This window comes from Mesorhizobium montanum (assembly GCF_033977145.1).
GTDB classification, from domain to species: domain Bacteria; phylum Pseudomonadota; class Alphaproteobacteria; order Rhizobiales; family Rhizobiaceae; genus Mesorhizobium; species Mesorhizobium montanum.
On the sequence record NZ_JAVIJF010000007.1, the window covers coordinates 125160 to 151326 of the forward strand.

Consider the following 26167-nt stretch of genomic DNA (forward strand, 5'->3'; position numbering starts at 1 on the left):
TTGCGAGTTGATGTCGCCATCACCTCCCTTGCCCTTCCCACCAGTTTTCCCACCACCTTCGGTGGGATCGCAAAGACCTACTGGGTCCAATGGCGAACCGGCATGAACGGGCACGTGAAATTCTAACTCACCCAACTACCTGAATTCAAAAGATAAATTTGGTAGATTTGGGCCTGTCAGACACCACAGGGAACTCTGGCGAACGCAACGAGTGTTAACGCCTCCCTCTCCGCCATCCTGCTTCGCGCTTCGCGCTGCGCAGGACAAGTCTGGCGAATTCTTCTCAGCGCCAAGCAAAATGCCCTCCGAAGCCTTGGCGAAGGCGGGCGGCTCCGTGGAAGACCTATCCCAGCGTCGCCAGGCGTTCGATGAAACGGCCTTTGCCGGCATGGCGATCCCGGATCGATTGAAGCCGGAGGCGGAATTCCTCGCCACGGCCCTGTTTTTCGGCGAGCGCCAGGAGATCTGAAAGCAGGGCCGCCGCCTTGTCATATCCGGCGGGATTGCGCCGCCCGATTTCATCCTCGACGTCTGTCCAAACGCTTTCGCCCCGCCGGCGGATGTCCTCAAGCCGTACTTCACGTGCCTTCTCGGCCGCCTCCGCCTCCAGTCGCCGCCGCGCTTCCGCCAGTTCGGCCTCGGCGCGATCCCGGGCAAGGCGGATCTCGCGGGCGCGGGTCAGCAGATCGGCAGCTGTGCGCGGAGCTCCGGGCGAGGTTGCCGCCTGGGGTTCGGAGCGCGCCCGAACCAAGGCCCGCAACTCGGCGGACACATGCGGCTCGCTATTGAAAACCCGCACAAGCATGCTGCTTTTCTCAGCATCACTCATCGCCCCGATGACCCGCTCAGGCATCTCGGGAAGCGCCTCGTCCGTTGCCGCGCTTCGCTCCGCAGCAGCCCGGAGGAGATCCTGGTTGATGCAGAAGAAGTCGGCGAACGCTTCGAGCGCGTCGGTCAACGGTCCTATTCCGGGCATCGGCTCCGGTTCGTCCGGCTCGATCGCTTCGGCTTCAACGTCCAGGAGCCAAATCAGATAAAACAGCCTGAGGTCGCCCTCGAGCACATCGGCCCGAAGCGGCGACAGCATCGCTAGCCAACTCTCGCCGTCATCCCAATCACCGGGCTCCAGCTCGTCGCGCCAGATGCTCAAGATGACGTTCTCACCGGCAGTCCTGAGCGTGGAATAGTCGTTATTCCCGAGGAATGCGCCGAGGCGCTCCCCGTCGACCAACCGGGTCGGCAGCTTCATCATCAGGCGGCGCGAGCCCCAATTCGCCAGATAGAGATGGAGATCGAACCAGCGCTCCATGAGTTCGTCCGGATCGCCTTTGAAATCGCCCCACTCGTAGGAATTGGTGAAGCTGGTGGCCGTGATCCGCGCCCGTGACGACAGCTCGCGCAGGGCCCGGCGATCCGCGTCGCCAAGGGGCCGGTCGATCGCCTGGAATTCGTAGTATTGATATTCGCTCATTGCCGCTCGCACCGGATGCAGGAGACCGTCTGCTTCAAGGATTCGCAGGGCTTCAGCAAGACTTTTGATCTACGACGCCGCGGTCGCGCACCAGATTATTCTCACGCGAGCGAGAGACCTGCAGGGCCCACGGGTCGCCGTGAACGCCAACCGTTCGCCCCCTTCAAAAGCATGGCTTAAACGCAAAAACTGCTTGAAAGGCGGACCGTCCCAGGTAGCTTTGGCAGGCAAGAAGCGCGCGAGGATGACATGAGGAAGGAAGAAGTCGAGAGGCTTTTTGGCGGCGGCAGGGACGATTTCGACCTTGGTCCGATCGAAGACTACCTGCATGCCGTGGCGACCGAGCGTGAGGTGCCCGACGCCGCAATCGGGCTCTGCACGATGAGGATCGAGGAATCCGCACCTCCGCTGCGCGCGGTCCTTGAACGCGCGGCCGACGCACAGCCTTTGTCGGACGATGAAGAGATGCTGCTCTTCAGGGGCCTGTATATTCTCGGCGGCGCCCGGGACAGCCAGGCATGCCAACCCTTGCTGCGTCTGTTGCGCCGCCCGGGAAAGGAAGCCGACCGGCTGCTTGGCGATGCCATAACCGAAACCCTGTCGCGCATCATCGTAGGCGTCTTCGACGGCGACGCCGACGCGCTGTTCGGCATCATTGCCGACCGCTCCGTCGATGAATTCATCCGCGACGGTGTATTTGGCGCGGTGACCTTCTTGACCTGGGAAGGGCGCATCGAGCGCGACCGGACACGGGATTTCGTGGAGCGGTTCTACAAGGAGAGGCTTGCCGACGACTGGGATTATGCGTGGGTCGGCTGGCTGCAGGCCATCGCGATGCTTGCCCTGCGAGACCTCGTTCCGCTTGTCTACAGCGCCTGGGACGAGGGCCGGATTCCGGAAGATGTGCTTGAACGCAGCGATTTCGAAAGCGACCTGCGGGAAGCCGAGCAGCAACCCGGCGACATTGGCCGGTTCGACCGCGCCAGTCTGAGTTACATCGAGGATGTCATTGTGGCGCTGGATTGGACCCGCGGCCTTGGCGACGACGACGGCTTCGAGCTTGACGAGGACGATTTGGAACTTGGCGACGATGATTTCGAGCTCGGCGAGGACGATGGCTGGCAGCCCTCATTGCCAGACTCGGTCTGGTCGAACGCAACGCCGGTCACGAACCCGTGGCGCGATGTCGGACGCAACGATCCGTGCCCTTGTGGCAGCGGCAAGAAATTCAAGAAATGCTGCCTCGTCGACTGAGGCGCCGAATTTCCAAGACAGTTCGATCTGATATTGCCGTGTCATTCGGTGGCGTGCGCGGCGATCGCGCTCAGAAAACCTGGCCGAATTCCTTGAGCTTGGCGCCCTACTCATGCATGTCGCCCAAAAGTGCGCAGCGGTTTTGGGACAACGACATGCATCAAAACAAAAACTTAAAGCGCGTCGCCTGAATCCGTTTCATCGCGACGCGCTTTCGTCCCGCGAGCAGCCGTGCAGGCATGGCTGCGGCTACGGCGTGGCGACCTGGACAGAGCGCGGTCGGCGGGGCTGCTGCTGGCACTGCCGCCTGGCTTCGGTAAATTCAATACAACACGCCTGGCCGTGAGGCCTGGCTCAGGTCGCCCATGGTGAACCAACCCGAGGACTACGCGCTCGGCAGTTGGCCGGTCCGCCGGACATTGCGTGCTACCAGCTGATACCGACCTTCGCCTTGCCGGCATAGCTCTGGACATTGCCCGAGAATTCGCCCTGGAAGCCCAGCGAAGCAAACAGGCCGGAGCCGGATGTGTACGTCGCGCTGGCCTTGAGAAGGGCGGCGTTGGTGTCCGGCTCGGCCCCGTCGATGGTGAATGTCGCGCCGGGCAGGCTCTGGAACGTCGCTGTCACCTTGCGACCGGTGCTGCCGTTGATCGCCCAGGCGGCGCGGCCCGACAGCGTCAGCTTCGCTCCGTCCTGCAGCGCTATGTCCCTGTCGAGATTGAGGCCCAGCTCGAAGCGCGTGGCGGTGGTCGTCTGGGATCCGTAGCCGAGCGCGAAATCGCCGGAACCGGCGCTGGTTTCGGAATAGCCCGGCAGGCGATAGGCCGTGGCCTGGAAGGCGGCGTAGGGCGTCAGCGCCGCGACCGGTGTGTCGAACCGGTAGCCGCCCTCGACGCGTCCCGACCAGGTCTGCGCGTTGAAGGAAGCCTTCGGCGTATCGCCCGGCACCACCCGGCTGGTGTTGGTGTCGTTGAACCCGTAGGCCAGCACGCCGGCGATATAGGCATCGCCAAAACCCTGCCGGCCGAACACGCCGACATTGAAACTGTTGGCATGGCCGGAGCCGAGATCATCCGACAGCGAGAAGCTGGATGAGCCGCCGCCGATGGCGATGCCGAGGCGGCTGTCGCCCCAGTTCCTGACGATGCCTCCGGCGACGCCAAAAGTGTCCGAATTCGTATCGTGCGAGCCGACGCCGGCATCTCCGCCGATCTTCTCCGCACCGCCATAGACGGCGCCCCATGCCTGCCAGCGGCTGGCAAAGACTGATCCCACCAGGTCGGCGTCGTGGCTGGCCTTCATGCCGAGCGAGGCGAACTGGTCTTTGCCACCGGCCGCCTCGTCTTCGGCGTAAGCCGTCGCCGTGCCGCCACCGGCCGTCGCCGCCCCACCCTGACCTGCCTGGACATCGAGCGCATCGACGAACTGGTCGGCGCTCTCGATGCCGGCATTGATCGCGCCACCCGCCACCTCGCCGGAGAGTTGTGTCAGCCCCGCCGCCGTCAGGCCGCCAAACACCAGCGGAATGCTGCCATTGGTGTTGAAGGCGTCGATGATGGCGTTGCCGACGGCTTGCTGGTTGTTGGAAAGCCCCGTACCGGGTGGCGGAATGAACACGAGCGACAGATCGAGATAGGCGTGGGTGCCGTCGTAGCTCAAATCCGTCTTGAACCCAGATGGCAGGTTGGTGTTGACGAGCGAGTCAAAGGCCCCGCTGACATTGGTTGCGGTCAGGATGGTGTATTGCTTGGCGACATAACTGCCATTGGCGTAGGAGGCATTCACCGTCGCACCGACGAGCGTCGCCTTGCCGGTGACGTCGGCGAACGACGAGGTCGCGGGATTGAGCTGCACCACATATTGCGAGCCGGACTGGAACGCGAGATCGCCCGATATCGTCATCGACGTGCCCGGCGTGCCGTTGCCGGGTGCCAGTGTGCCGCCGGACGCGATGGTCACGGTGTTCGGAGGATCGACAAGGCCGGTGCCGGTCAGGGTGCCGCCGTCGTTCACGGTCACGCTCGAGGAGCTGGTGATCGCGCCATCGACTTCCAGCACGCCGCCGTTGATCGTGGTCGCACCGGTATAGGTGTTGGTGCCGGAAAGAATGAGCGTGCCGGTGCCGGTCTTGGTCAGCGAGCCGCCGGCGCCGCCAAAGGAGCCACCGTCCTGGATCGCGCCGGAAAAAATGGTCGAGAGATTGTTGCCGCCGACCGAGAGATTTTTCGCGCCAAGAAAGACATTGCCGTTACCTTCGATCGAGCCGGCGGTGCCGCCGGTCGTGAGACCTGAGATATCCAGCAACCCGCTGCCGTTCAGGATGAAGCGCGCGGCTCCGCCGCTGGCACTGCTGGTTATATAGGTCCCGCCGCCGCTGTTGGTGGTGATGGTGGCGCTGCCGGCCGTGCTGGCGTCGCTGAAGATTGTCGCACCGCCGGCGCTGTTGGTGATGTGGACGCTGCCGGCGCTTGTCGCGTTTAAGAAGGCCGTCGTGCTGTTATTGGTGATCGAGGTGATGCCTGACGTGTCTGCATTGAAGATGTAGAATGAGGCGTTGTTGACCACGGCGCCGTCGATTTTGCCCGTATTGCCGGCGTCGCCGAGCTGCAGGGTGCCGGCCGAGATCGTCGTGCCGCCGGTGTAGGTGCTGGTCCCGGTAAAGATCGTGGTGCCGATGCCGTTTTGCCCAACCGCACCGGTTCCCGAGATCGCGCCGGCGAAGGTGTAGGCGTCAGACCGTTTGAACGCCAGCACGCCGTTGTCGAGCACATTGCCGACGATCGACCCGCCGGCCCCGCCATTGCCGATCTGCAGCGTTCCGGCAGCGATCGTCGTGCCGCCGATGTAGGTGTTGGTCCCGGTGAGGATCGTCGTGCCGGTGCCGTTTTGCGCAACCGTCCCGGCGCCGGCAATGGCGCCGGCGAACACATAGCTGTCCGACCGGTTGAAGATCAGCGCCCCATTGTCGGCGACGTCCCCAACAATCGACCCGCCGGCGCCGCCATTGCCGAGTTCCAGCGCGCCGGCAGCAATCGTCGTCCCACCCGAATACGTATTGGCACCGGTGAGGATCGTGGTGCCGGTGCCGTTTTGCGCAACCGTCCCGGCGCCGGTAATGGCGCCGGCGAACGTATAGCTGTCGGACCGGTTGAACGCCAGCAGGCCGTTGTCGAGCACGTCGCCGACAATCGAGCCGCCGGCCCCGCCGATGCCGAGTTGCAGTCCGGCCCCGGCATCGATCGTGGTGCCGCCGGTGTAGGTATCGGCGCCCGAGAGTATCTGCGTCTGTGCGCTGGGAAACACGTGGACCGCGCCGGTTCCGGTGATGGTGCCGGCGAAATTGGCCCCCCCGCTCAGGTTCAGCGTTGCGCCCCCGGTTGTGACCGTGCCGCTGCCGAAGAGAGTGTTCACGCCTGTGTCGAAGCCGTTCAGGTCGAGCGTGGCGCCGCTGTCGAGCGTCGTCGAAGCTCCGTTGAGAAGGAAGTCGCCCAAGAGGGAATTGCCGGCGCGCAAGGTGCCGCCGACCACCTCATAGGTCTGGCTTCCAAATATGTAGATCCCGCCGGTCGCCGGCGCGAAGACCACGGTGCCGGTGTCCGTCGCCGAGCCGATCTTGAAGCCCGATCCGACGCCGACGCTAAAAAGTGAAGCATTTAACGTCAGCGTCTGTCCTGCCGCCGCGCCAAACGTTGCGGTCACGCCATCGTTTATGACGATGCTGTTCGTCAGCGTCGCCGTGGCATCCGCGCCGAGCGTAGCGTTGCCGGTGAACGTCACATCGCCCGTTCCGAGCGCCCCGCTGGCTCCGATGCGCAGCGCGCCTGCATCAATGATCCAGGGCTGCGCGGCAGTGCTGGTCCCGGTCAACGTCCAGGTGCTGCTGCCGGTCTTCTGAAATATGCCAAAACCCTGATACTGCGCGCTGGCGCCGATCTGCGACACGTCAAAGCTGCCGTTGGCAGTCCCACTGAGCCGTAGGGTGTCGGCAGCACTGAACGCAACCACGTTGCCGAGGATGTTGGTGCCCGCCTGCAGTTCCAGGGTGTTGATCCCGCCGGTGAAGCTGATCGCATTGGCGCGCGTCACTCCATCGCCAGAAAGCCCGCCCGAGATCGTGCCGCTGTTGACGATGGTCAGACCGGCGCCGCGGATACCGACGCCGCCCAAGCCTGCCGCGCCGCTCTGAGTAAAGCTATTCACACTGCGGACGACGCCACTTGCCCCGCCCGCGCCGCCTGCGATCGTGCCGGTGTTCACCAGGGAATTGGATGTGCCGGTGAGATCGAGCCCGATCCCGCCGCTGCCGCCGTCGCCAGGGCTGCCGCCGCCGGAGCCACCGTCACCGCCATTGCCACCGTTGCCGCCTGCCACGGTCCCGCTGCTGGTCAGCGACAGGCCGCTCCCGGTGACCACCGCTCCGTAACCGCCTGCGCCACCGCCACCGCCGCCGCCAATGAGGCCGGATCCACCGGGGCCGGGCGGTCCATTTCCACCGTTTCCGCCGTCTCCGCCGACGCTGGAAAGCGCCCCCGAGGTCGAAACGACCGCGCCATGGGCACCACCGCCGCCGCCCCCACCGCCCGATCCGCCGCTGCTGGCGTTGCTGCCATCGCCGCCATTGGCACCTGCGGTGGTGCCGCCCGCGCCGCCGGCGGCGGCCGGGCCAGTAACGAAGAATCCATCCCCGCCGCGTCCGCCCGTCACCCCGGCGCCGCCGCCGCCGCCGCCGGAGCCGACGGTCCCGTCGACAATGCCGGTGCTCCCATCGCCGCCGGCACCGGTCGCGCTATCCGCACCACCGGACACGCCCTTTGTCCCGCCGCCTCCAGTGCCGCCTCCCCTGCCGCCATCAGCAAATGCGGGCACAACCAGCGCCAACGAAAGAGCCAGCCCGACCGGCGCGGCCAGCCTGGTACCGCCGAGCGCCGTCGCAGATTGAAACGCGCGGCAACTTCTGCCCAGCACTCCCAGCATTATTGCTTCCCCAAGCGAAATTCGACGATCGGTCCGCCGACGAGCCGCGCCCGGAAATGTCACGCCAGACATGCCTTGCCCTCATAAAAGACCGTCGCGCGCCCTATCGGCTCAACAACATCGGCCAGATGCGCCGACTGGAACGACCCAAGGCGTGTCTCATCGTGATTATGAAGGCTTTGAACGAGAATCCGTGCGCCACCTGCAGTAGAGTGGCCAACGGCGATGGAGAGCAAGAGCGGCATTCGCGCCGCCGGCTTTTCATCTTGGCTTGTTGCTTGCCTGCAACAGTATCACGAAAGTAACCGAGCAGATGGTGCAAGTCGTGCACAAAAAAGCGGCACCGTCAGCGAAAAATAGCATCGGTCAGGCTTATGATTCGTGCGCGGCGATCGCGCTCAGAAAGATCTCCCCGAACTCCTTGAGCTTCGCCGCACCGACGCCATTCACCTCCGCGAAATCGTCGAGGTCTTGCGGCCGCCGCTCGGCCATGTCGATCAGCGTGCGGTCGGAGAACACCACATAGGCCGGGACCTGGCGTTCCTTGGCGAGCCGAAGCCGCAGCGTCTTGAGCGCGGCCAGCAAGGAAGCGTCCACGCTCTCGCCGCCCGCGGCGGAGCCCTGCGCGGCACGCTTCCTGCCGCGCGCCAGAGGGTCCCGCGTCTCGACGCGATACTGGAACGCAACCTCGCCGCGGCCAAGCGCGCGGCCGCTTTCCGAAATGGCGAGGCTGCCATGGCCGTCGGGATCCGGCATCAGGAAGCCACCGGCGACCAGTTGCCTTATCAGCGACAGCCAGACCGGCTTCCTGTGCATGATGCCGGTCTTGAAGCTGGCGAGCTTCTGATGGCCTCTCGCCAGAACCTTCTCGGTCTCATGGCCAAGCAGGATATCGATGACATGGGCGGCACCGAAGCGCTCGCCGCTCTGCACGACCGCCGCAAGGATGATGCGCGCCTCCGCGCCGCCATCGGCGCGCGGCGCCTGGTCGAGGCAGTTGTCGCAATTGCCGCAAGGCCTGGCCTCCTCGCCGAAATAGCCGAGCAGCACCTGGCGCCGGCACTGCGCCGTCTCGCAATAACCGATCAGCGTGTCGAGCCGGCGATGCGCCCGTTTCTTGTGCTCGGGTGAGGTATCCTCGTCGTCGATGAACATCCGGCGCGTGCGGATGTCGCCGAGGCCGTAGAGCATATGCGCTTCCGCCGACCGTCCGTCGCGCCCGGCACGGCCGATCTCCTGGTAATAGGCCTCCAGGCTGCCGGGCAGATCGGTGTGGAAGACATAGGCGACATCGGGCTTGTCGATGCCCATGCCGAAAGCGATGGTCGCCACCATGACGACGCCGGACAGGCTCATGAAGGTATTCTGATTGGCCTCACGCGTCTCCTTGCTCATGCCGGCATGGTAGGCGAGCGCCCGCACGCCGTTCTTCTCCAGGAAAGCCGCCATTTCCTCCGTCTTGCGGCGCGACAGGCAGTAGATGATGCCGCTCTTGCCCTGGTGGCGCTCGATGAAGCGCAGCAGCTGGCGCTTGCTGTCCTGCTTGGGCTCTATCGCCAGCTTGATGTTGGGCCGGTCGAAGCCCAGCACCAGGGTTTCGGCGCGCCCGGCAAACAGCCGCGCTTCGATGTCGGCGCGCGTGGCCTCGTCGGCCGTCGCCGTCAGCGCGATGATCGGCACGCCGGCAAACAGCCCGCGCAGCCGCGACAGGTCCTCATATTCGCGCCGGAAGGCCGGGCCCCACTGCGAGATGCAATGCGCCTCGTCGATGGCGATCAGGCTGACATCGAGCCGGGACAGCGCCTCCAGCATCCGCTCCGTCATCAGTCGCTCCGGCGCCAGATAGAGCAACCGTGTCTGCCCGGACGCCACGCGGCGCCAGGCCGCGACATTGGCCTCGCGGTCGAGCGAGGAGTTGATCGTGTCGGCGGCCACCCCGGCAAGCCGCAAGGCGGCGACCTGATCCTGCATCAGCGCCACCAGCGGCGAAACCACGATGGTGAGCCCGCCCCGGACCAGCGCCGGAACCTGATAGCAAAGCGACTTGCCGGCACCCGTCGGCATGACCGCCAGCACATGGCGCCCGGCGAGCAACGCCTCGATGACGGCGGCCTGCCCAGGGCGGAAATCGTCGAAGCCGAAGACATCTTTCAGCACGCGCCGCTGATGATCCTCGGCCCGCAGGCCGGCTGCCTGTGCCGGCATCAGGCGGACACCGGACAGGGGTTCGTTTTCGAAAGGATGTGGAGACCAGCCAAGTGATTCACCGCGTGATGCCTTGAAGTAGCGCAGCCGCCATCCGGCCACAACGGCGCCTTGCGCGAAACCTGTCGCCCGCACCAATGCCGTCATCGAAAAACGATCACCTGGCATATCGATTGGAGAGTTCCGCCGGCGCGTTCTCCAGTGCTATGATTTGGAGCCGTCGGCTGCCGACAGCAGCCGACGCAAAGGAGCCTTCACATGATCGACCCCGCCACGCTCGTCACCTACATCGCGGTGGTGCTCGGCTTCGTCTTCATCCCGGGGCCGGCGACGCTGCTTACGGTCGCGCGGGCGACGAGCTCGGGCACCAAGGTCGGCATTGCCACCGGCGCCGGTGTCGCGGCGGGCGATGTGATCCACACCATCATGGCCATTGTCGGCATCTCGGCCATCATCGCCGCCTCGGCGATGCTGTTCAGCATCATCAAATATATCGGCGCGGCCTATCTCGTTTACCTCGGCATCCGCGCCATTCTCGAAAAGGCGCCGGCCGATCTGGCGGGCAGGACGCTGCCCATCTCGGCGGGCAAAGCCTTCCGGCAGGCGATCCTGACCGAGGTGCTCAATCCGAAGACCGCTTTGTTCTTCCTCGCGTTCCTGCCGCAATTCGTGCACCCGCAAGGCGGTTTCGTCGTCCTGCAGCTGATGATCCTGGGCACCATCTTTGTCCTGCTCGGGCTCTTCAGCACGGTTGTCTTCGCCGTCAGCGCGGGCGGCCTGGGCTCCTTCCTGCGCCGCAATCCGGCAGTGCTGAAATGGCAGGGCAAGGCGGTCGGCGGCATCTATTGCGCGCTCGGCATACGCCTGGCGCTGCAGCAGCGGTGAGACGTGCCCGCCTGTCGCAGCCGTTAAACTAATCTTTACCCTGCTGCGGCACCGTTGCCCTCCTGCGGCGATGTTTGAGTACCGCGGCTTAGGCAACAAGCCCGCGCTTTACGGCGCGGGCTTTTCCTTTGAAAGGCGGATAACTCAGCCGAGGAAATCGGCCCGATGAGGCGCAAAGCTGTCGACCAGCCGTCCGGCCTCCAGCGCCCTGACGCCGTGCACGAGGTTGGACGGCACGATGAAGCTGCCGCCCGTCTCCAGGATCTCCGATCGGCCGTCGATGGTCACCTCGAAGCGCCCCTCGGCGACATAGCTTGCCTGGACATGCGGATGCGAATGCAGCGCCCCGACACCGCCCTTTTCGAAGGCGAACTCGACCATCATCAATTCATCGGTGTGCACCAGCATGCGCCGCCTGTTGCCGTCCGGCGTCGGCTCCCAGGCTTTTTCGCCTGCATGGGAAAAAATGTCGGTCATCGCTCAACGTCCGTTCGAAATTGGCGGGAAGCGGTCACCGCGCCAGCCAGCCGCCATCGACCGGCACCACCGCGCCATGCATGTAGTCCGACGCCGGCGCCAGCAAAAACACCGCCGCGTCGCCGATGTCGGCGGGCGCTCCCCAGCGGCCGGCGGGAATGCGGCCGAGGATGGCGGCACTGCGGTCGGGATCGGCGCGCAGCGCCTCGGTGTTGTTGGTCTCGATATAGCCCGGCGCGATGCCGTTGACGTTGATGCCCTTTTGCGCCCACTCGCAGGCGAGCAGACGGGTGAGGCCGAGCACGCCATGCTTCGAGGCGGTGTAGGAGGCGACACGAATGCCGCCCTGGAAGCTCAGCACCGAGCCGATGTTGACGATCTTGCCGCGCCGTTCCGGTTCGGCAAGCACGCGTCTTGCGAAACCCTGGCAGAGGCGAAAGACCGTCTTCAAATTGATGTCGATAACATCATCCCAATCGGCTTCGCTAAGGTCGACCGCATCGGCGCGCCGGATGATGCCGGCATTGTTGACCAGGCCGTCAAGCGGGCCGCTTTCGTCCCAGACCCGGCCGAGCATCTCGGAGGCCCCGGCGGGATCGCCAAGATCGGCGGCCACCGCTTCGAAGCTGCCGCCCACGGCCGCGACTTTCCCGGCCGTGTCATCCATCGCCGAGCGGCCGACGCCGATGACGAGGCCGCCGGCGCGCGCAACCGACACGGCTATGCCCTGGCCGATACCGGTGTTGGCGCCGGTGACGAGGATGCGCTTGCCCGTGAGGCTGAAGGTGGAAAGATCGCTCATCTGAGCTGGTCCATCGTCACCTGGTCGACGTCGGTGTAGTCGACATTGTCGCCGGCCATTGCCCATATGAAGGCGTAATTGGATGTGCCGGCGCCCGAATGGATCGACCAGCCCGGCGACAGCACCGCCTCCTCGTTGCGCATGACGATGTGGCGCGTCTCGTCCGGCTCGCCCATGAAGTGGAAGACCCGCTGGCCTTCGGCAAGGTCGAAATAGAGATAGGCCTCCATGCGCCGGTCATGCACATGGCAGGGCATGGTGTTCCACACCGATCCAGGCGCCAGCTGCGTCATGCCGACGACGAGCTGGCAGGTCTTCACGCCATCGGAATGGATGAACTGGAAGATCGAGCGCTCGTTGCTGGTCGCCTGGCTGCCGAGGTCGAGCCGCTTGGCGTCGCCGATGCGGATCAGCTGGCTGGGATAGGTCTGATGCGCCGGCGCGCTCAGCAGGTAGAATTTCGCCGGCTTGTCCGGATCCGCCGAGGCGAACGACACCGCCTGCGTGGCCATGCCGAGATAAACCATGTCGCGCGCCGCCATTTCGTAAGGCAGACCGTCGGCGGTGACGGTGCCGGCGCCGCCGATGTTGACGGCGATCAGCTCGCGGCGGTCGAGGAACGCCCTGGTGCCGGTCGATTTGATCGCCTCGAGCGGCAGGACCTTGTCCACCGGCATGGCGCCGCCGACGATCATGCGGTCGTAATGCGTGTAGGTCAGGCTGACGAGGCCGGGCTGGAAAAGCCTCTCGATGTGGAAATGGTGGCGCAGCTCGTCCGTCCCCATGGCCGAGGCGGCGACGGGATCGATGGCAAAGCGCGACGAAAACTCGGTGTGTTTATGGTCCATGTCTACCCTTGGCTGACGGTCAGTCGGTCGATGCGGCTTTCAGCGAATTGGCATAATAGGCCTGCCTTGCCTGCAACCGCTCGCGATAGCGCTGCTGGCTGTGGGTCAGATGCGCGCGCATTGCCTCGCGCGCGGCTTCGGCATCGCCCGCCGAGATCGCATTGAGGATGACGAGATGCTCGCGCTGCAGGCCGCGCTGGTATTCGTCGGACTGGGCGATCTCGGTCGACCAGGGCGAGGTCACGTCGCAGGGAATGGCGCGGCGTCCCAGCACGTCGAGCATCTCGACATAGAACGGATTGTTGGTGGCGCTGGCGATCGCCCGGTGAAAGGCGAGATCGGCCGGGCCGGTCGGCTGACTGGCAAGCAGGAGCCGCTCGAACTCGAAGAAGGCCTCCTGGATCGCCGCCTCCTGCGCGGCGTTGCGACGGATGGCGGCAAGCCCGGCCGATTCGATCTCGATGGCGAGCCGCACCTCGAGCACGTTGAGCGCGATGGAATCCTTGCTGCCCATGTCGGCGGCGAGCACGCCGAAGCTCGTCGAGATATGCTCGGTGACGAAGACGCCGGCGCCTTGCCGCGGCTCGACCAGGCCGTCGGCGGCAAGCTTGGCCAGCGCCTCGCGGATGACCGTGCGGCTGACGCCGAAGGTTTCGGTCAGCTGGCCCTCGGTCGGCAGTTTGTGCCCGGGCATGATCTCGCCCGCCTGAAGCTGCCTGCGGATCGCCACCACGACGGTTTCCGACAGCTTGGGTTTTCTCTCGACCCTGAGGTCGTTTGCGGTATCGGACACCTGGGGTGACCTCCTAGTGGAACAGGCTTGGCAGCCACAATGAAATTTCCGGCACATAGGTGACAAGCATCAGCACCGCGAAGGCAGCTCCGTAGAATGGCCAGATAGAGCGCATTGCCGTCCAGATCGGAATGCGGCCGATGGCACAGCTGACGAACAGCACCGCTCCCACCGGCGGCGTGCAAAGGCCGATGCCGAGATTGAGGATCAGGATGACGCCGAAATGCACCGGATCGACGCCATAAGCCATGACCACCGGCAGGAAGATGGGCGTGGTGATGATGATGAGCGGCGACATGTCCATGAACGTGCCGAGGATCAAAAGCACCACATTGATCAGCAGCAGGATGACGAGCTTGTCACTGGAGATCGCCTGCAGGAAAGCGACCAGCGCCGCCGGCACCCGCAGATAGGCAAGCAGCCAGCCGAAGGCCGCCGCGCAGCCGATGATCATAAGCACCATCGCCGTCGTGCGCACCGCGGCGGTGGTGGCGGCGACGAAGTCGTTCCAGCTCATCGACCGGTAGATGATGAGCGTCACCAGGCACGCGTAGACGATGGCGATGCAGGAGCTTTCCGTGGCGGTGAAGATGCCGGAGCGCACGCCGCCGAAGATGATGGCGATCAGGATGAGGCCGGGAATAGCGGCGACGAGCAGTTGCAGCGCCCGGCCGAAGCCAGCAAAGGGCTCCGTCGGATAGCCGCGCCGGCTCGCCACCCAATAGGCGGTTATCATCAGCGAAAGTGCCAGAAGCAGGCCCGGTATGACGCCGGCGGTGAAAAGGTCGGCGATCGAGATGCGGCCGCCGGCCGAGATCGAATAGATGATCATGTTGTGCGAGGGCGGTATCAGTAGCGCGATGATGGAGCCGACCGAGGTGATGTTGACGGCATAGTCGATGCCGTAGCCGCGCGCTTTCATCTGCGGGATCATCAGCCCGCCGACGGCGGACGCGTCGGCCACGGCCGAGCCAGAGATGCCGCCGAACATCGTCGATGCCGCGATGTTGACCTGTCCGAGCCCGCCGCGCAGATGCCCGACCAACGATCCGGCGAGCGCCACCAGCCGGGCGGCGATGCCGCCGCGCACCATTAGGTCGCCGGCGAAGATGAAGAACGGGATGGCCATGAGCGAAAAGACGCTGACGCCCGAGTTGAGCCGCTGGAACACGACCACCGGCGGCAAGCCAAGCGCGATGATCGTCGCGAAGCTCGCCACGCCAAGGCAGAAAGCAATCGGCGTGCCGATGATCAGCAGGAAGACGAACGTGCCGAAGAGTACGGTCAGCGCCACGGCTTACATCTCCTCGCCGGTTGCATGGATGTCGACGTCGACCGGGAGCCCGGCGAAACGCCCCGCGAGCCGCTCGAGCGAGAACAGGCAGACCAGCGCGCCGCCGAGGATGACCGGCAGGAAGCTCACGCCGCCGGGCAGAAGCAGCGACGGCATGACCGTGTTCCAGGTCAGCCTGGCGAGCTGGACACCGTAAACGATCATTCCGCCCCCGAACGCCAGCACGACGACATCGGAAATCGTGCGCAGAACCGCCTTGGCCGGCTTCGGTAGAAAATAGAGCAGCACGTCGAATCCGAGATGCGTGCGCTCGCGCACACCGACCGCGGCTCCGAGAAAGATGAACCAGCCCATCAGCAGCACAGCGGAGGCTTCGGTCCAGCTTGGCGAGCGGTTGAGCACATAGCGCGAGAACACCTGCCAGGCGATGATGATGGTCATCAATGTCAGTCCGGCGCCGCTGACCCAGAGCGCCACGCGGGCAACGCCCGAGAGCAGTCGCTCCACGCCCAGCCAGAACCGCCTCGAAGCCGATTGGCGCGAAGGCAGCGCGGAAGTCCCCGCGCCGCCAGATGTACTGCCCGTTCCGGTCATTTCGTGGCCTGTATCCGCGCCGCCAGCTCCTTGAGCTCCGGCGTCGCCAGATATTTGTCGTAGACCGGCTTCATGGCATCGATCAGCGGCTGCTTGTCGATCTCGCTGACCTTGACGCCGGCCTTCTCGACGATGTCGCGCGACTTCTTCTCCTGCGCGTCCCACAGCTCGCGCATCTTGACGACGCTGTCCTTGGCCGCCTGCCTTACGATCGCCTGATCTTCCGGCGACAGCTTGTCCCAGCTCGCCTTCGACATCACCAGCACTTCCGGCACGATCTGGTGCTCGTCCAGTGTATAATGCTTGGCGACTTCGTAGTGCTTGGCGGATTCGAAGCTTGGCCAGTTGTTTTCGGCGCCATCGATGACGCCGGTCTGCAGCGCCGAATAGACCTCGCCATAGGCCATCGGCGTGGCGTTGGCGCCGAGCGCGTTGACCATGTCGACGAAGACATCCGACTGGATGACCCGGAACTTCATGCCCTTCATGTCAGCCATCGAGGCGATGTCCTTCTTGGTGTTGTAGAAGGAGCGCGCGCCGGAATCGTAGAAGGCGAGACCAACGAGGTTGTGCGCCTCGAACGCCTTCAGGATCTGGTCGCCGATCGGCCCGTCCATGACGTGGCGCATATGCTCGACCGAACGGAACATGTAGGGCAGCGAGGGGACCGCCGTCTCCGGCACGATGCCGTTGAACGGACCCATCGAGACGCGGTCAAGGTCGATGACGCCGGACTGCGTCTGCTCGATCGTGTCTTTCTCCTCGCCAAGCTGCGCCGAGTGATAGACCTCGATCGAATAGCGGCCATTGGTCCGCTGCTTGATCAGCTCGCCCATATATTTGACCGCTTCGACGGTCGGATAGCCGTCGGGGTGGGTGTCGGACGACCGCAGCACCGTCTCGGCCGCGGCGGCCCCGACCATCAAGGATCCGATGGCGAATGTCGCCGCCAGCAATTTCGAAATACGCAACATGACTTCCTCCCTTTTAAATCATGGGCGCCGGCTCAGAGCCGGTACGCCTTCTTGGCAAGCGTGTAGGCAAGCTCCCGCGCCAGCTCGTGCGCCTCCTCCTCCCGCAGGCGATGCTCAGCGACCAGCCGCGCCAGGAACGCGCAGTCGACGCGGCGCGCGATATCGTGGCGCGCCGGTATCGACGGGAAAGCGCGCGTGTCGTCGTTGAAGCCGACCGTGTTGTAAAAGCCCGCCGTCTCGGTGGTCATCTCACGGAAGCGGCGCATGCCTTCCGGGCTGTCGTGGAACCACCAGGCCGGCCCGAGCTTCAGCGCCGGATAGACGCCGGCAAGCGGCGCCAGCTCGCGGGCGTAGCTTGTCTCGTCGAGCGTGAACAGGATGATTGTGAGGTCGCGCTCCAGCCCGACGCAGTCGAGCAGCGGCTTCAGCGCCGTCACATAATCGGTTCTGGTCGGGATATCGAAACCTTTGTCGCGGCCGAATTTCTGAAAAATAGCCGGCGAATGATTGCGCCAGGAGCCCGGGTGGATCTGCATCACCAGGCCGTCGTCCCGGCTCATCTTGGCCATCTCGGTCAGCATTTGCGCTCGGAACAGCCGCCGTTCGCGTTCATCGTCGGAGCCGTGCCGGATGCGGTTGAACAGCTCCCCGGCCGCCGCTTCGGAAAGATTGGCGGTCTCGGCGGTCGGGTGGCCGTGATCCGACGAGGTCGCGCCGAATTCCTTGAAATAGGCGCGGCGCTTTCGATGCGCGTCGAGATAGCCCTCCCAGGTTCCGGTATCGCATCCGGTGATTTCGCCGAGGCGATCGAGATTGGCCGGGAAACCTTCGAAATCGGGATCGACCACGGCATCCGGCCGGTAGGCGGTGACGACACGGCCGTTCCAGCCGCTGTCGCGGATCGCCCGGTGCCATTTTAGGTCGTCGAGCGCGCCCTCGGTGGTGGCGATCACCTCGATGTTGAAGCGGTCGAACAGCGCGCGCGGGCGATAGTCGTCGCGTTGCAGCAGCGTGGCGATCGTGTCGTAATGGCGGTCTGCGGTAACCGGGTTGAGCGGCTCGCCGATGCCGAACAGGTGCTCGAACACATGGTCGAGCCAGAGCCGCGTCGGCGTGCCGCGAAACAGATAATAATGCTCGGCGAAGCGCCGCCAGATCGTCCTGCCGTCGGTCTCGACCGGCGCCCCATTGAGCGTCGGGAAGTCGAGCGTCGGAACGCCGAGCTCTTCCAGCCGCACGCCCTGGCTGAACAGCATGCGGAAAATGTAATGGTCGGGCACGATCAGCAACTGCGCCGGATCGGGAAACGGCTCGTTGAGCGCGTACCAGCGCGGATCGGTGTGACCATGCGGGCTGACGATCGGCAGGTCCTTCACACCCGCGTAAAGGGCGCGGCACAATGATCGCGTTTCCGGCGCGAACAGCAGGTCCGGATCGGTCAGTGGCGCCACTCGGCTCCTCCCAGGCTGGCCTATTGGTAGATCGGTCGGAGATAATGTCAACATACAAAAATCGCCAAGTTGTATGATGACTTTTGCACAGAGCGCGGCCATTGTACGGGGCGGCGACGGGTGCTACGCCGCTGCCGTCCCATTGCGGCCCAGCGAGCGGCCGATGCGCCGATCGGAGACTTCAAACGCCAATGACCAGCCGTCTTTCCAACGCCACAATCGCGAAACTGCCGGGCGCAATTGCCATTCCGCGCTACGATCGCGGCGCCGTGACGCCCGGCATCGTCCATCTTGGCGTCGGCGCCTTTCACCGCGCCCATCAGGCGGCTTATGTCGATGCCTGCCTGGCCGACGGCGAGACCGATTGGGGCATCGTCGGCGTCTCGCTGCGCAGCCCCGACACACGCGATGCGCTGACGCCGCAGGACGGGCTCTACACGCTGGCGATCAGGGCCAGCGCCGGCGAACGATTGCAGGTGATCGGCTCGATCCAGTCCTTGCTCGTCGCCCCGGAGGACCCTTGCGCGGTGCTTGCGGCGCTGACCGATCCGCGCATCCGCATCGTCACCCTGACCATCACCGAAAAGGCTTATCTCAGGGCAGCCGACGGCACACTCGACAGCGCGCACCCCGATATTGTGCACGACCTCGCCAACCCCGGATCGCCGAAGACGGCGCATGGATTTCTCGCCGAATCGCTCGCGCGCCGACGCGCGGCCGGCGCGCCGGCTTTCACCGTGCTCTGCTGCGACAACCTGCCGGCCAACGGCGCCACGCTGCACCGGCTGCTGATCGAGTTCGCGAAGCTGCGCGATTCACGGCTCGTCCGCAAGGATGATGCCGGGCTCGCCCGACAGGGCGATGCCGAGGCCGCCCGCCAGGGCGATGCCGCCCATGGCAGCGCTGGCGAGAGGACATTAGCCGGCTATGTCGCCGATGATGTGGCCTTCCCGTCGAGCATGGTCGACCGTATCGTGCCGGCAACCACGGATACCGACCGCAAGCGCATTGCGCAACAGCTCGGGACCGAAGACGCCTGGCCGGTGATGACCGAGCCGTTCTGCCAATGGGTGATCGAGGATCGTTTCCCGGCCGGCCGGCCGGCCTGGGAAAAATTCGGGGTCACTATGGTCGAGGATGTCGGCCCTTTCGAGGATATGAAGCTCAGACTGCTCAACGGCGCGCATTCCGGCATCGCCTATCTTGGCCTGCTCAGCGGCCACGCCACCGTCGACCGCGCTTTTGCCGATCCGGCGATCCGGCAGTTCGTGGACTGGCTTTGGGCCGAGGCCATTCCAACATTACCGCAGGATGCCGGGCTCGACACAATCGCCTACACGGCCGAGCTCGCCGCGCGCTTTTCCAATACCGCACTTGCCCACCGCACGGCGCAGATCGCCAACGACGGCAGCCAGAAACTGCCGCAGCGCATCGTCGCCTCCGCCCTTGCCCGGCTGGAGGCGGGCCTGCTTCCGGAACATTTGTCGCTGGTTGTCGCCGCCTGGATCGCCGCATGCGCCGCGCGCGGCGGAACCTTGCCCGAGGGCCATTTCACCGACCCGCTCGATGCCGCCCTCAACGACCTGTTCGGACGCAACCTGCCGACGGCAGAAATGGCGGCAGCCGTCTTCGATCTCGCCGGCTTTGCCAAGGGTCATCCGGAACGACAGAAATTGATCGAGTTTGTCGCCACCCACCTTGTTCATCTCAAACAGGGCGGTCCGAAACTGGCCCTCGCCGCGCTCGGCATCGGCGCCGAACCCGGATCGACTGGTTAGCGCGGAGGGTACGGCAAGCTAGTTGCCCGCCGACCCGTTCACGACCTGCCACGGAAGCATGCCCGCGACCGGGTTATCGTGCTTCGACAGCCACCACCGGGTTCAGTGCACGATCTGCCGGAGTGAATAGTCGGTTCCCTTGGAATTCCAGTACAGGCGCACGACTTTGCTTCCCAGATTTTCATAGGGAACAAACCCGACCGTAAACCGGCTATCGGAGGAATTGTCGCGATTGTCCCCGAGCATGAAATAGTGCCCCTCGGGCACTTCGAAGACGCGCGTGTTGTCACCTATTGAATTGTCGGTGAGGTTGACCACTGAATAGGAAACGCCGTTGGGCAGGGTCTCGCGCTGCAATCTAGCGGTTCCGGAAGCCTCGGATGCATACGGACCGATATCCTCAAGCTCGACCGGCACGCCATTGATGTGCAGGACCCCCTCGACCATCTGGATTTTTTCGCCCGGCAGGCCGACGACGCGCTTGATGTAGTCGATACTCGGATCCGGCGGAAATTTGAACACCACGACGTCGCCGCGCTGGGGTTCGGCGCCCCACACCCGGCCCTCGAAAGTCGACAGTCCGAAAGGATCGCTGTAGCGGCTGTAACCATAGGCGAATTTGGCGGCAAAGAAATAGTCCCCTTCCAGCAGCGTCGGCACCATGCTGCCGGCCGGCGTCGAGAAGGACTGGAACAGAAACGTGCGGACGATAAACCCGGCCACGATGGTGGCGTAAAACGCCATCACGAATACCGAAACGCCTTGCGCATACCATTTGTCCGGCTTGAACCAGCGCGCCAGGGGGCCAACGATCGCTGCCCACACGATCATCAAGCCGAAGCCTGAGTATCTGCCGATCATGGCAAGATCGATGCCCGGCAACACCGGGAAGCCGATGTAGCAAATCGCAATGCTGGCGGCAGTGACAGCGATAAGGCTGATGACGGCAAGCCTGCCGGCGCCGATCCACAGGAAGCCGGCGAACGGGCCGCCAAAGGCCGCTATCAGGGCAGACGACCACATCGATCGCGAGGCCGCTTCTGGTTGCGTTACCTGTTCCGTCATCGGTACCCCCCAAGGCAGCCGGACTGTCCATCAAACGAGAAAACGGGGCAAATAAAAAAGCGGGGCAGGCCCCGCTTTTTCAATCTCGTGCCTTGGGCGCGATCAGGCCGGCAGCAGCGCGCCTTCCAGCGTGGTGAGCTGGCCGAGGAACTGCTCGGCGCGGCTGCGTGCCATGTCGTCCTTGGCGTCGGCGGCGTCTTCCTTGGCGTCCTGGATGCGGCGGGCTAGGTCGGCGCGATCGATGTCGTTCACATGAACGGCCGATTCGGCAAGCAGCGTGCAGCCGGACGGCAGGATGTCGGCGAAGCCGCCGAACACCACATAGCGGTCTTCCTTGCCGGAAGCCGCCTTCACGGTGACCACGCCGGGCTGGATCGTCGTCATGACCGGCGCATGCTGCGCCATCACCGTCATCTCGCCTTCGGCGCCCGGGATGACGACGGACTCGACCTGCTCGGAAACGAGCAGCCGTTCCGGCGAGACCAGTTCGAACTTGAAAGCTTCAGCCATCATCAAATTAGCGAGTAGGGAATAGCGAGTAGCGAGAACAAACTCGCTGCGCCCGTATTTCCCTATTCGCTACTCCCTATTCGCTATTCGCTTCTTTACGCCGCTTCAGCCGCCAGGCGCTGCGCCTTCTCGACCGCTTCATCGATGCCGCCGACCATGTAGAAGGCGGCTTCCGGCAGGTGGTCGTAGTCGCCGGCGCAGAGGCCCTTGAAGCCCTTGATGGTGTCGGCGAGGTCGACCAGCTTGCCCGGCGCGCCCGTGAACACTTCGGCGACGAAGAACGGCTGCGACAGGAAGCGCTCGATCTTGCGGGCGCGGGCAACGGTCTGCTTGTCCTCTTCCGACAGCTCGTCCATGCCAAGGATGGCGATGATGTCCTGCAGCGACTTGTAGCGCTGCAGGATCGACTGCACCTGGCGGGCGACCTGGTAGTGCTCTTCGCCGACGACCATCGGGTCGAGCATGCGCGAGGTGGAATCCAGCGGGTCGACGGCCGGATAGATGCCCTTTTCCGAGATCGCGCGATTGAGCACGGTGGTGGCGTCTAGGTGGGCGAACGAGGTCGCCGGCGCCGGGTCGGTCAGATCGTCAGCCGGAACGTAGATCGCCTGCACCGAGGTGATCGAGCCCTTGGTCGTCGTGGTGATGCGTTCCTGCAGCGCGCCCATGTCGGTGGCCAAAGTCGGCTGGTAACCCACGGCGGAAGGGATACGGCCGAGCAGCGCCGACACTTCCGAGCCCGCCTGGGTGAAGCGGAAGATGTTGTCGACGAAGAACAGCACGTCCTGGCCCTGGTCGCGGAAGTACTCGGCGACCGTCAGGCCGGTCAGGCCGACGCGGGCGCGCGCGCCCGGCGGTTCGTTCATCTGGCCATAAACCAGTGCTGCCTTCGAGCCCTGGCCGCCGCCCTTCTTGTTGACGCCCGATTCGATGAACTCGTGATAGAGGTCGTTGCCCTCGCGGGTGCGCTCGCCGACGCCGGCGAACACCGAGAAGCCGCCATGCGCCTTGGCGACGTTGTTGATCAGTTCCTGGATCAGCACGGTCTTGCCGACGCCGGCGCCGCCGAACAGGCCGATCTTGCCGCCGCGGGCATAGGGTGCAAGCAGGTCCAGAACCTTGATGCCGGTGACCAGGATCTGCGCTTCCGTCGACTGATCGACATAGGCGGGGGCCGGCTGGTGAATGGCGCGCATCTCGACGCCGTCGACCGGGCCTTCCTCGTCGACCGGCTCGCCGATGACGTTGATAATGCGGCCGAGCATGCCCGGACCGACCGGCACGGTGATCGGAGCGCCGGTGTCATAGACATCCTGGCCGCGCACCAGGCCTTCGGTCGAGTCCATGGCGATGCAGCGCACTGTGTTCTCGCCGAGATGCTGGGCAACCTCGAGCACGAGGCGGTTGCCGACATTGGTTGTCTCGATCGCGTTCAAAATGGCCGGCAGATGATCTTCGAACTGCACGTCGACGACAGCGCCGATGACCTGGCGAACCTTGCCGGCGGCGCCGACCCTCTTCGTCGCAACGCTCACCGACTTCGCAGCGGCTGGCTTGGCCGGTGCTGCCGCCTTCGCGGGGGCCGCTGCCTTCTTCGCCGGAGCGGCCTTCACGGCTGCTGCCGCTTCCTTGGCGGCCGGTGCCGCCTTGGCGGCGGTCTTCGGGGTAGCTGCTTTCGCCATCGTCTTTGCCCTTTTCGTCTATCCGTTGTTCACGCAGCTCGTCGGGGTATGACCCCGCGCGGCGCTTAGAGCGCCTCGGCGCCCGAAATGATTTCGATCAGTTCCTTGGTGATCTGCGCCTGCCGCTGGCGGTTGTAGGTGATCGACAGCCTGTTGATCATGTCGCCGGCATTGCGCGTCGCATTGTCCATCGCGCTCATCTTGGCGCCCATCTCGCCGGCTGCGTTTTCCAGCAGCGCCCGGAAGATCTGCACCGCGATGTTGCGCGGTATGAGGTCGGAGAGGATCTCGCCCGGCTCCGGCTCGTATTCGTAGACGGCGTTGCCGCTGCCGCTACTGGTCGTCTCGGGAGCAGTCGCGGCTGCGGTCGCCGCCGGAATGATCTGCTGTGCTGTCGGGATCTGGCTGATCACCGACTTGAACTGCGAATAAAACAGCGTGCAGATGTCGAAGCCGCCCTCGTTGAAGAGGTGGATGACTTTTCGCGCGATTGCGTCGGCGTTGACGAAGCCCAGCGTCTTGACCTCGCGCAGATCGACGCGCTCGAGGATCATCGAGGCATAGTCGCGGCGCAGGATGTCGTAACCCTTCTTGCCGACGCAGATGATCTTGACCTGCTTGCCGTCGGCCAGAAGCCTGCGGATATGGTCGCGGGCAAGACGGGCGATCTGCGAGTTGAAGCCGCCGCACAGGCCGCGCTCGGCGGTGCAGACGATGAGCAGATGCACGTCGTCCCTGCCGGTGCCGGTCATCAGCGCTGGAGCATCGCCGCCGCCGCCGATCGCCTGGGTGATGTTGGCCAGAACCGCGCCCATGCGCTCGGAATAGGGACGCGCCGCTTCCGCCGCTTCCTGAGCGCGACGCAGCTTCGCCGCGGCGACCATCTGCATCGCCTTGGTGATCTTCTGCGTCGCCTTGACCGAGGCGATACGGTTACGAAGGTCTTTTAGTGAAGGCATGCTTCAAACCTGATCCCGTGCGTCCGGCTTGTTGTTAGGCGAAGGTCTTGGCGAAAGCGTCGATCTCGGCCTTGAGCTTGGCGCGCAAATCGTCCGACAGCGCCTTCTCCTTGCGGATGCCGTCGAGCACGTCCTTGCCGGCCGAGCGCATGTGGCTGAGCAGGCCATGCTCGAACTTGCTCACCTGGTTGAGGGGCAGCTTGTCGAGATAGCCATTGACGCCGGCGAAGATCACCGCGACCTGCTCTTCGGTCTTCAGCGGCGAGAACTGCGGCTGCTTCAGAAGCTCGGTCAGGCGCGAGCCGCGATTGAGCAGGCGCTGCGTGGCGGCGTCGAGATCGGAGCCGAACTGCGCGAAGGCAGCCATTTCGCGGTACTGAGCGAGCTCGCCCTTGATCGAGCCGGCGACCTGCTTCATTGCCTTGATCTGAGCCGATGAGCCGACACGCGACACCGACAGGCCGACATTGACGGCCGGACGAACGCCCTGGAAGAACAGGTTGGTCTCGAGGAAGATCTGGCCGTCGGTGATCGAGATCACGTTGGTCGGGATGTAGGCCGACACGTCGTTGGCCTGCGTCTCGATGATCGGCAGCGCGGTCAGCGAGCCGTTGCCATTGTCGTCATTGAGCTTGGCGGCGCGCTCGAGCAGGCGCGAGTGCAGATAGAAGACGTCGCCCGGATAGGCTTCGCGGCCCGGCGGGCGGCGCAGCAAGAGCGACATCTGGCGATAGGCGACGGCCTGCTTCGACAGATCGTCGTAGCTGATCAGCGCGTGCATGCCGTTGTCGCGGAAATATTCGCCCATGGTGCAGGCGGTGAACGGCGCCAGGAACTGCATCGGCGCCGGATCGGAGGCGGTAGCGGCAACGATGATCGAATACTCAAGCGCGCCGCGCTCTTCGAGAACCTTCACGAACTGCGCGACGGTCGAGCGCTTCTGGCCGACGGCAACGTAGACGCAGTAGAGCTTTTCCTTCTCCGGTCCGTTGTCGTGCACCGCCTTCTGGTTGAGCATCGTGTCGAGAATGATGGCGGTCTTGCCGGTCTGGCGGTCGCCGATGACCAGCTCGCGCTGGCCGCGACCGACCGGGATCAGCGCATCGATGGCCTTGAGGCCGGTCGACATCGGCTCGTTGACCGACTTGCGCGGGATGATGCCGGGCGCCTTGACGTCGACGCGCTTGCGTTCGGTCGCCTTGATCGGGCCCTTGCCGTCGATCGGGTTGCCGAGCGCGTCGACGACGCGGCCGAGCAGGCCCATGCCGACAGGCGCATCCACGATGGCGCCGGTGCGCTTGACGGTGTCGCCTTCCTTGATGTCGCGGTCGGCGCCGAAGATGACGACGCCGACATTGTCGGCTTCGAGGTTGAGCGCCATGCCGCGGATGCCGCCGGGGAACTCGACCATTTCGCCGGCCTGGACATTGTCGAGGCCGTAGACGCGGGCGATGCCGTCACCGACGGACAGAACCTGACCGACTTCGGAGACTTCCGCCTCCTTGCCGAAATTCTTGATCTGGTCTTTCAGAATTGCGGAAATTTCCGCGGCGCGGATGTCCATCAGCCGACCTCTTTCAGTGCAAGCTTGAGCGAATTGAGTTTGGTTTTGAGCGACGTATCGATCTGGCGCGAGCCGATCTTGACGATCAGGCCGCCGAGCAGCGACGGATCGACGGTCACGGCGATGGCCACGTCCTTGCCGGCGATGCTCTTCAGCGCCGCCTTGAGTTCAGTCTGCTGCGCCGCTGTCAGTTCATGCGCCGAGGTGACCTCGGCGGAAGCCTCGCCGCGATGCTCGGCGGCGATCTGGCGGAACGCCTTGATCATGCCGGGCACCGCGAACAGGCGGCGGTTCTTGGCCACGACGCGCAGGAAATTGCCGACCAGGCCGGTGATATTGGCCTTGTCGGCGATGGCGGCGATGGCCCTTGCCTGGTCCTCGCTGGAAAACACCGGGCTGTTGATCAGCCGGGAAAGATCGTCGCTGCCATTGAGCATCGCCTCGAAGCTGGCGAGGTCGGCCTCGACCTTGGCGACGGAATTGTCCTGCAGCGCGAGCTCGAACAGCGAGCCTGCATAGCGTTCTGCGACAGCTGAGATTGGCGATGACGATTGGGCCACGGACCGTCTTTTCTCTTGTCTGACAGG

The 26167-nt window shown here is 64.5% G+C and carries 20 protein-coding genes; 3 read left to right on the forward strand and 17 right to left on the reverse strand.

The annotated features are described in order from the left end of the window. Window positions 1-343: 343 nt before the first annotated feature. Window positions 344-1471 carry a hypothetical protein gene (locus RFM68_RS11560; RefSeq protein ID WP_320233253.1) on the reverse strand — a complete coding sequence of 376 codons (1128 nt, stop codon included), beginning with the start codon at window positions 1469-1471 and terminating at the stop codon, window positions 344-346. A gap of 249 nt (window positions 1472-1720) precedes the next feature. On the opposite strand from RFM68_RS11560, the gene RFM68_RS11565 reads away from it, so the two are divergent. Then, window positions 1721-2725 carry a DUF1186 domain-containing protein gene (locus tag RFM68_RS11565; protein ID WP_320233066.1) on the forward strand — a complete coding sequence of 335 codons (1005 nt, stop codon included), beginning with the start codon at window positions 1721-1723 and terminating at the stop codon, window positions 2723-2725. A 426-nt stretch (window positions 2726-3151) separates the two neighbouring features. Here RFM68_RS11565 and RFM68_RS11570 read toward each other — a convergent pair whose 3' ends face one another. Together RFM68_RS11570 and recQ are read right to left on the reverse strand one after the other, a co-directional pair. Continuing rightward, complete coding sequence (locus tag RFM68_RS11570; protein WP_320233068.1) at window positions 3152-7699, reverse strand: autotransporter-associated beta strand repeat-containing protein; 4548 nt, start codon at window positions 7697-7699, stop codon at window positions 3152-3154. A 372-nt stretch (window positions 7700-8071) separates the two neighbouring features. Further along, window positions 8072-9904, reverse strand: coding sequence for a DNA helicase RecQ (recQ, locus tag RFM68_RS11575; protein WP_320233070.1), 1833 nt, complete (start codon window positions 9902-9904; stop codon window positions 8072-8074). 258 nt (window positions 9905-10162) lie between these two features. Between recQ and RFM68_RS11580 the strand changes: the two genes are divergently transcribed. Further along, entirely contained in the window at window positions 10163-10789 is a 627-nt protein-coding gene (locus RFM68_RS11580) for a LysE family translocator (protein ID WP_320233072.1), read from the forward strand. 144 nt (window positions 10790-10933) lie between these two features. Here RFM68_RS11580 and RFM68_RS11585 read toward each other — a convergent pair whose 3' ends face one another. From RFM68_RS11585 to uxaC, 8 genes are read right to left on the reverse strand one after another with little or no spacing between them, the layout of a single operon-like run. Further along, window positions 10934-11266 carry a cupin domain-containing protein gene (locus RFM68_RS11585; RefSeq protein WP_320233073.1) on the reverse strand — a complete coding sequence of 111 codons (333 nt, stop codon included), beginning with the start codon at window positions 11264-11266 and terminating at the stop codon, window positions 10934-10936. Between the two features lie 34 nt (window positions 11267-11300). Then, a complete protein-coding gene (kduD, locus tag RFM68_RS11590; protein ID WP_320233074.1) occupies window positions 11301-12068 on the reverse strand; it encodes a 2-dehydro-3-deoxy-D-gluconate 5-dehydrogenase KduD in 768 nt (255 codons plus the stop codon). Beyond that, a complete protein-coding gene (gene kduI, locus RFM68_RS11595; RefSeq protein ID WP_320233076.1) occupies window positions 12065-12916 on the reverse strand; it encodes a 5-dehydro-4-deoxy-D-glucuronate isomerase in 852 nt (283 codons plus the stop codon). The genes kduD and kduI overlap by 4 nt, the downstream gene beginning before the upstream one ends. 19 nt (window positions 12917-12935) lie before the next feature. Further along, complete coding sequence (locus tag RFM68_RS11600; RefSeq protein WP_320233078.1) at window positions 12936-13709, reverse strand: FadR/GntR family transcriptional regulator; 774 nt, start codon at window positions 13707-13709, stop codon at window positions 12936-12938. 13 nt (window positions 13710-13722) lie between these two features. Beyond that, the gene (locus tag RFM68_RS11605) at window positions 13723-15003 is read right to left on the reverse strand and encodes a TRAP transporter large permease (protein WP_320233080.1); all 1281 of its coding nucleotides are present in this window, start codon (window positions 15001-15003) and stop codon (window positions 13723-13725) included. Between the two features lie 3 nt (window positions 15004-15006). Beyond that, on the reverse strand, window positions 15007-15597 hold the full coding sequence (locus RFM68_RS11610) for a TRAP transporter small permease (RefSeq protein WP_320233082.1): 591 nt from the start codon (window positions 15595-15597) through the stop codon (window positions 15007-15009). Beyond that, complete coding sequence (locus tag RFM68_RS11615) at window positions 15594-16571, reverse strand: TRAP transporter substrate-binding protein (protein WP_320233084.1); 978 nt, start codon at window positions 16569-16571, stop codon at window positions 15594-15596. Before RFM68_RS11615 ends, RFM68_RS11610 begins: the two co-directional genes overlap by 4 nt. Window positions 16572-16603: 32 nt before the next feature. Beyond that, window positions 16604-18022: a glucuronate isomerase gene (uxaC, locus tag RFM68_RS11620; RefSeq protein WP_320233087.1), complete on the reverse strand. Its 1419-nt coding sequence runs from the start codon at window positions 18020-18022 to the stop codon at window positions 16604-16606. Between the two features lie 191 nt (window positions 18023-18213). Here uxaC and RFM68_RS11625 point away from each other — a divergent pair, with 191 nt between their 5' ends. Beyond that, window positions 18214-19800 carry a mannitol dehydrogenase family protein gene (locus RFM68_RS11625; RefSeq protein ID WP_320233089.1) on the forward strand — a complete coding sequence of 529 codons (1587 nt, stop codon included), beginning with the start codon at window positions 18214-18216 and terminating at the stop codon, window positions 19798-19800. Window positions 19801-19902: 102 nt separating this feature from the next. Here RFM68_RS11625 and lepB read toward each other — a convergent pair whose 3' ends face one another. The 6 genes from lepB to RFM68_RS11655 form a co-directional block, all read right to left on the reverse strand. Next, entirely contained in the window at window positions 19903-20544 is a 642-nt protein-coding gene (gene lepB / locus RFM68_RS11630) for a signal peptidase I (protein WP_430694846.1), read from the reverse strand. A 423-nt stretch (window positions 20545-20967) separates the two neighbouring features. Next, the gene (locus tag RFM68_RS11635) at window positions 20968-21375 is read right to left on the reverse strand and encodes a F0F1 ATP synthase subunit epsilon (RefSeq protein WP_320233255.1); all 408 of its coding nucleotides are present in this window, start codon (window positions 21373-21375) and stop codon (window positions 20968-20970) included. Between the two features lie 95 nt (window positions 21376-21470). Continuing rightward, complete coding sequence (gene atpD, locus RFM68_RS11640; RefSeq protein WP_320233091.1) at window positions 21471-23057, reverse strand: F0F1 ATP synthase subunit beta; 1587 nt, start codon at window positions 23055-23057, stop codon at window positions 21471-21473. Between the two features lie 65 nt (window positions 23058-23122). Then, a complete protein-coding gene (locus RFM68_RS11645) occupies window positions 23123-24016 on the reverse strand; it encodes a F0F1 ATP synthase subunit gamma (protein ID WP_320233093.1) in 894 nt (297 codons plus the stop codon). A 34-nt stretch (window positions 24017-24050) separates the two neighbouring features. Then, entirely contained in the window at window positions 24051-25580 is a 1530-nt protein-coding gene (atpA, locus tag RFM68_RS11650) for a F0F1 ATP synthase subunit alpha (RefSeq protein ID WP_320233095.1), read from the reverse strand. After that, complete coding sequence (locus tag RFM68_RS11655) at window positions 25580-26140, reverse strand: F0F1 ATP synthase subunit delta (protein WP_320233097.1); 561 nt, start codon at window positions 26138-26140, stop codon at window positions 25580-25582. Before RFM68_RS11655 ends, atpA begins: the two co-directional genes overlap by 1 nt. Window positions 26141-26167 lie beyond the last annotated feature (27 nt).

Excerpts from the sequence above, each read along its gene's own strand:
- lepB (WP_430694846.1), bottom strand. The coding sequence starts at position 20,544 with ATGGCGTTTTACGCCACCATCGTGGCCGGGTTTATCGTCCGCACGTTT.
- RFM68_RS11580 (WP_320233072.1), top strand. The coding sequence starts at position 10,163 with ATGATCGACCCCGCCACGCTCGTCACCTACATCGCGGTGGTGCTCGGC.
- RFM68_RS11615 (WP_320233084.1), bottom strand. The coding sequence starts at position 16,571 with ATGTTGCGTATTTCGAAATTGCTGGCGGCGACATTCGCCATCGGATCC.
- kduI (WP_320233076.1), bottom strand. The coding sequence starts at position 12,916 with ATGGACCATAAACACACCGAGTTTTCGTCGCGCTTTGCCATCGATCCC.
- RFM68_RS11570 (WP_320233068.1), bottom strand. The coding sequence starts at position 7,699 with ATGCTGGGAGTGCTGGGCAGAAGTTGCCGCGCGTTTCAATCTGCGACG.
- RFM68_RS11635 (WP_320233255.1), bottom strand. The coding sequence starts at position 21,375 with ATGGCTGAAGCTTTCAAGTTCGAACTGGTCTCGCCGGAACGGCTGCTC.
- RFM68_RS11560 (WP_320233253.1), bottom strand. The coding sequence starts at position 1,471 with ATGAGCGAATATCAATACTACGAATTCCAGGCGATCGACCGGCCCCTT.
- atpD (WP_320233091.1), bottom strand. The coding sequence starts at position 23,057 with ATGGCGAAAGCAGCTACCCCGAAGACCGCCGCCAAGGCGGCACCGGCC.
- RFM68_RS11610 (WP_320233082.1), bottom strand. The coding sequence starts at position 15,597 with ATGACCGGAACGGGCAGTACATCTGGCGGCGCGGGGACTTCCGCGCTG.
- RFM68_RS11585 (WP_320233073.1), bottom strand. The coding sequence starts at position 11,266 with ATGACCGACATTTTTTCCCATGCAGGCGAAAAAGCCTGGGAGCCGACG.
- RFM68_RS11625 (WP_320233089.1), top strand. The coding sequence starts at position 18,214 with ATGACCAGCCGTCTTTCCAACGCCACAATCGCGAAACTGCCGGGCGCA.
- recQ (WP_320233070.1), bottom strand. The coding sequence starts at position 9,904 with ATGCCGGCACAGGCAGCCGGCCTGCGGGCCGAGGATCATCAGCGGCGC.
- atpA (WP_320233095.1), bottom strand. The coding sequence starts at position 25,580 with ATGGACATCCGCGCCGCGGAAATTTCCGCAATTCTGAAAGACCAGATC.
- kduD (WP_320233074.1), bottom strand. The coding sequence starts at position 12,068 with ATGAGCGATCTTTCCACCTTCAGCCTCACGGGCAAGCGCATCCTCGTC.
- RFM68_RS11565 (WP_320233066.1), top strand. The coding sequence starts at position 1,721 with ATGAGGAAGGAAGAAGTCGAGAGGCTTTTTGGCGGCGGCAGGGACGAT.
- RFM68_RS11645 (WP_320233093.1), bottom strand. The coding sequence starts at position 24,016 with ATGCCTTCACTAAAAGACCTTCGTAACCGTATCGCCTCGGTCAAGGCG.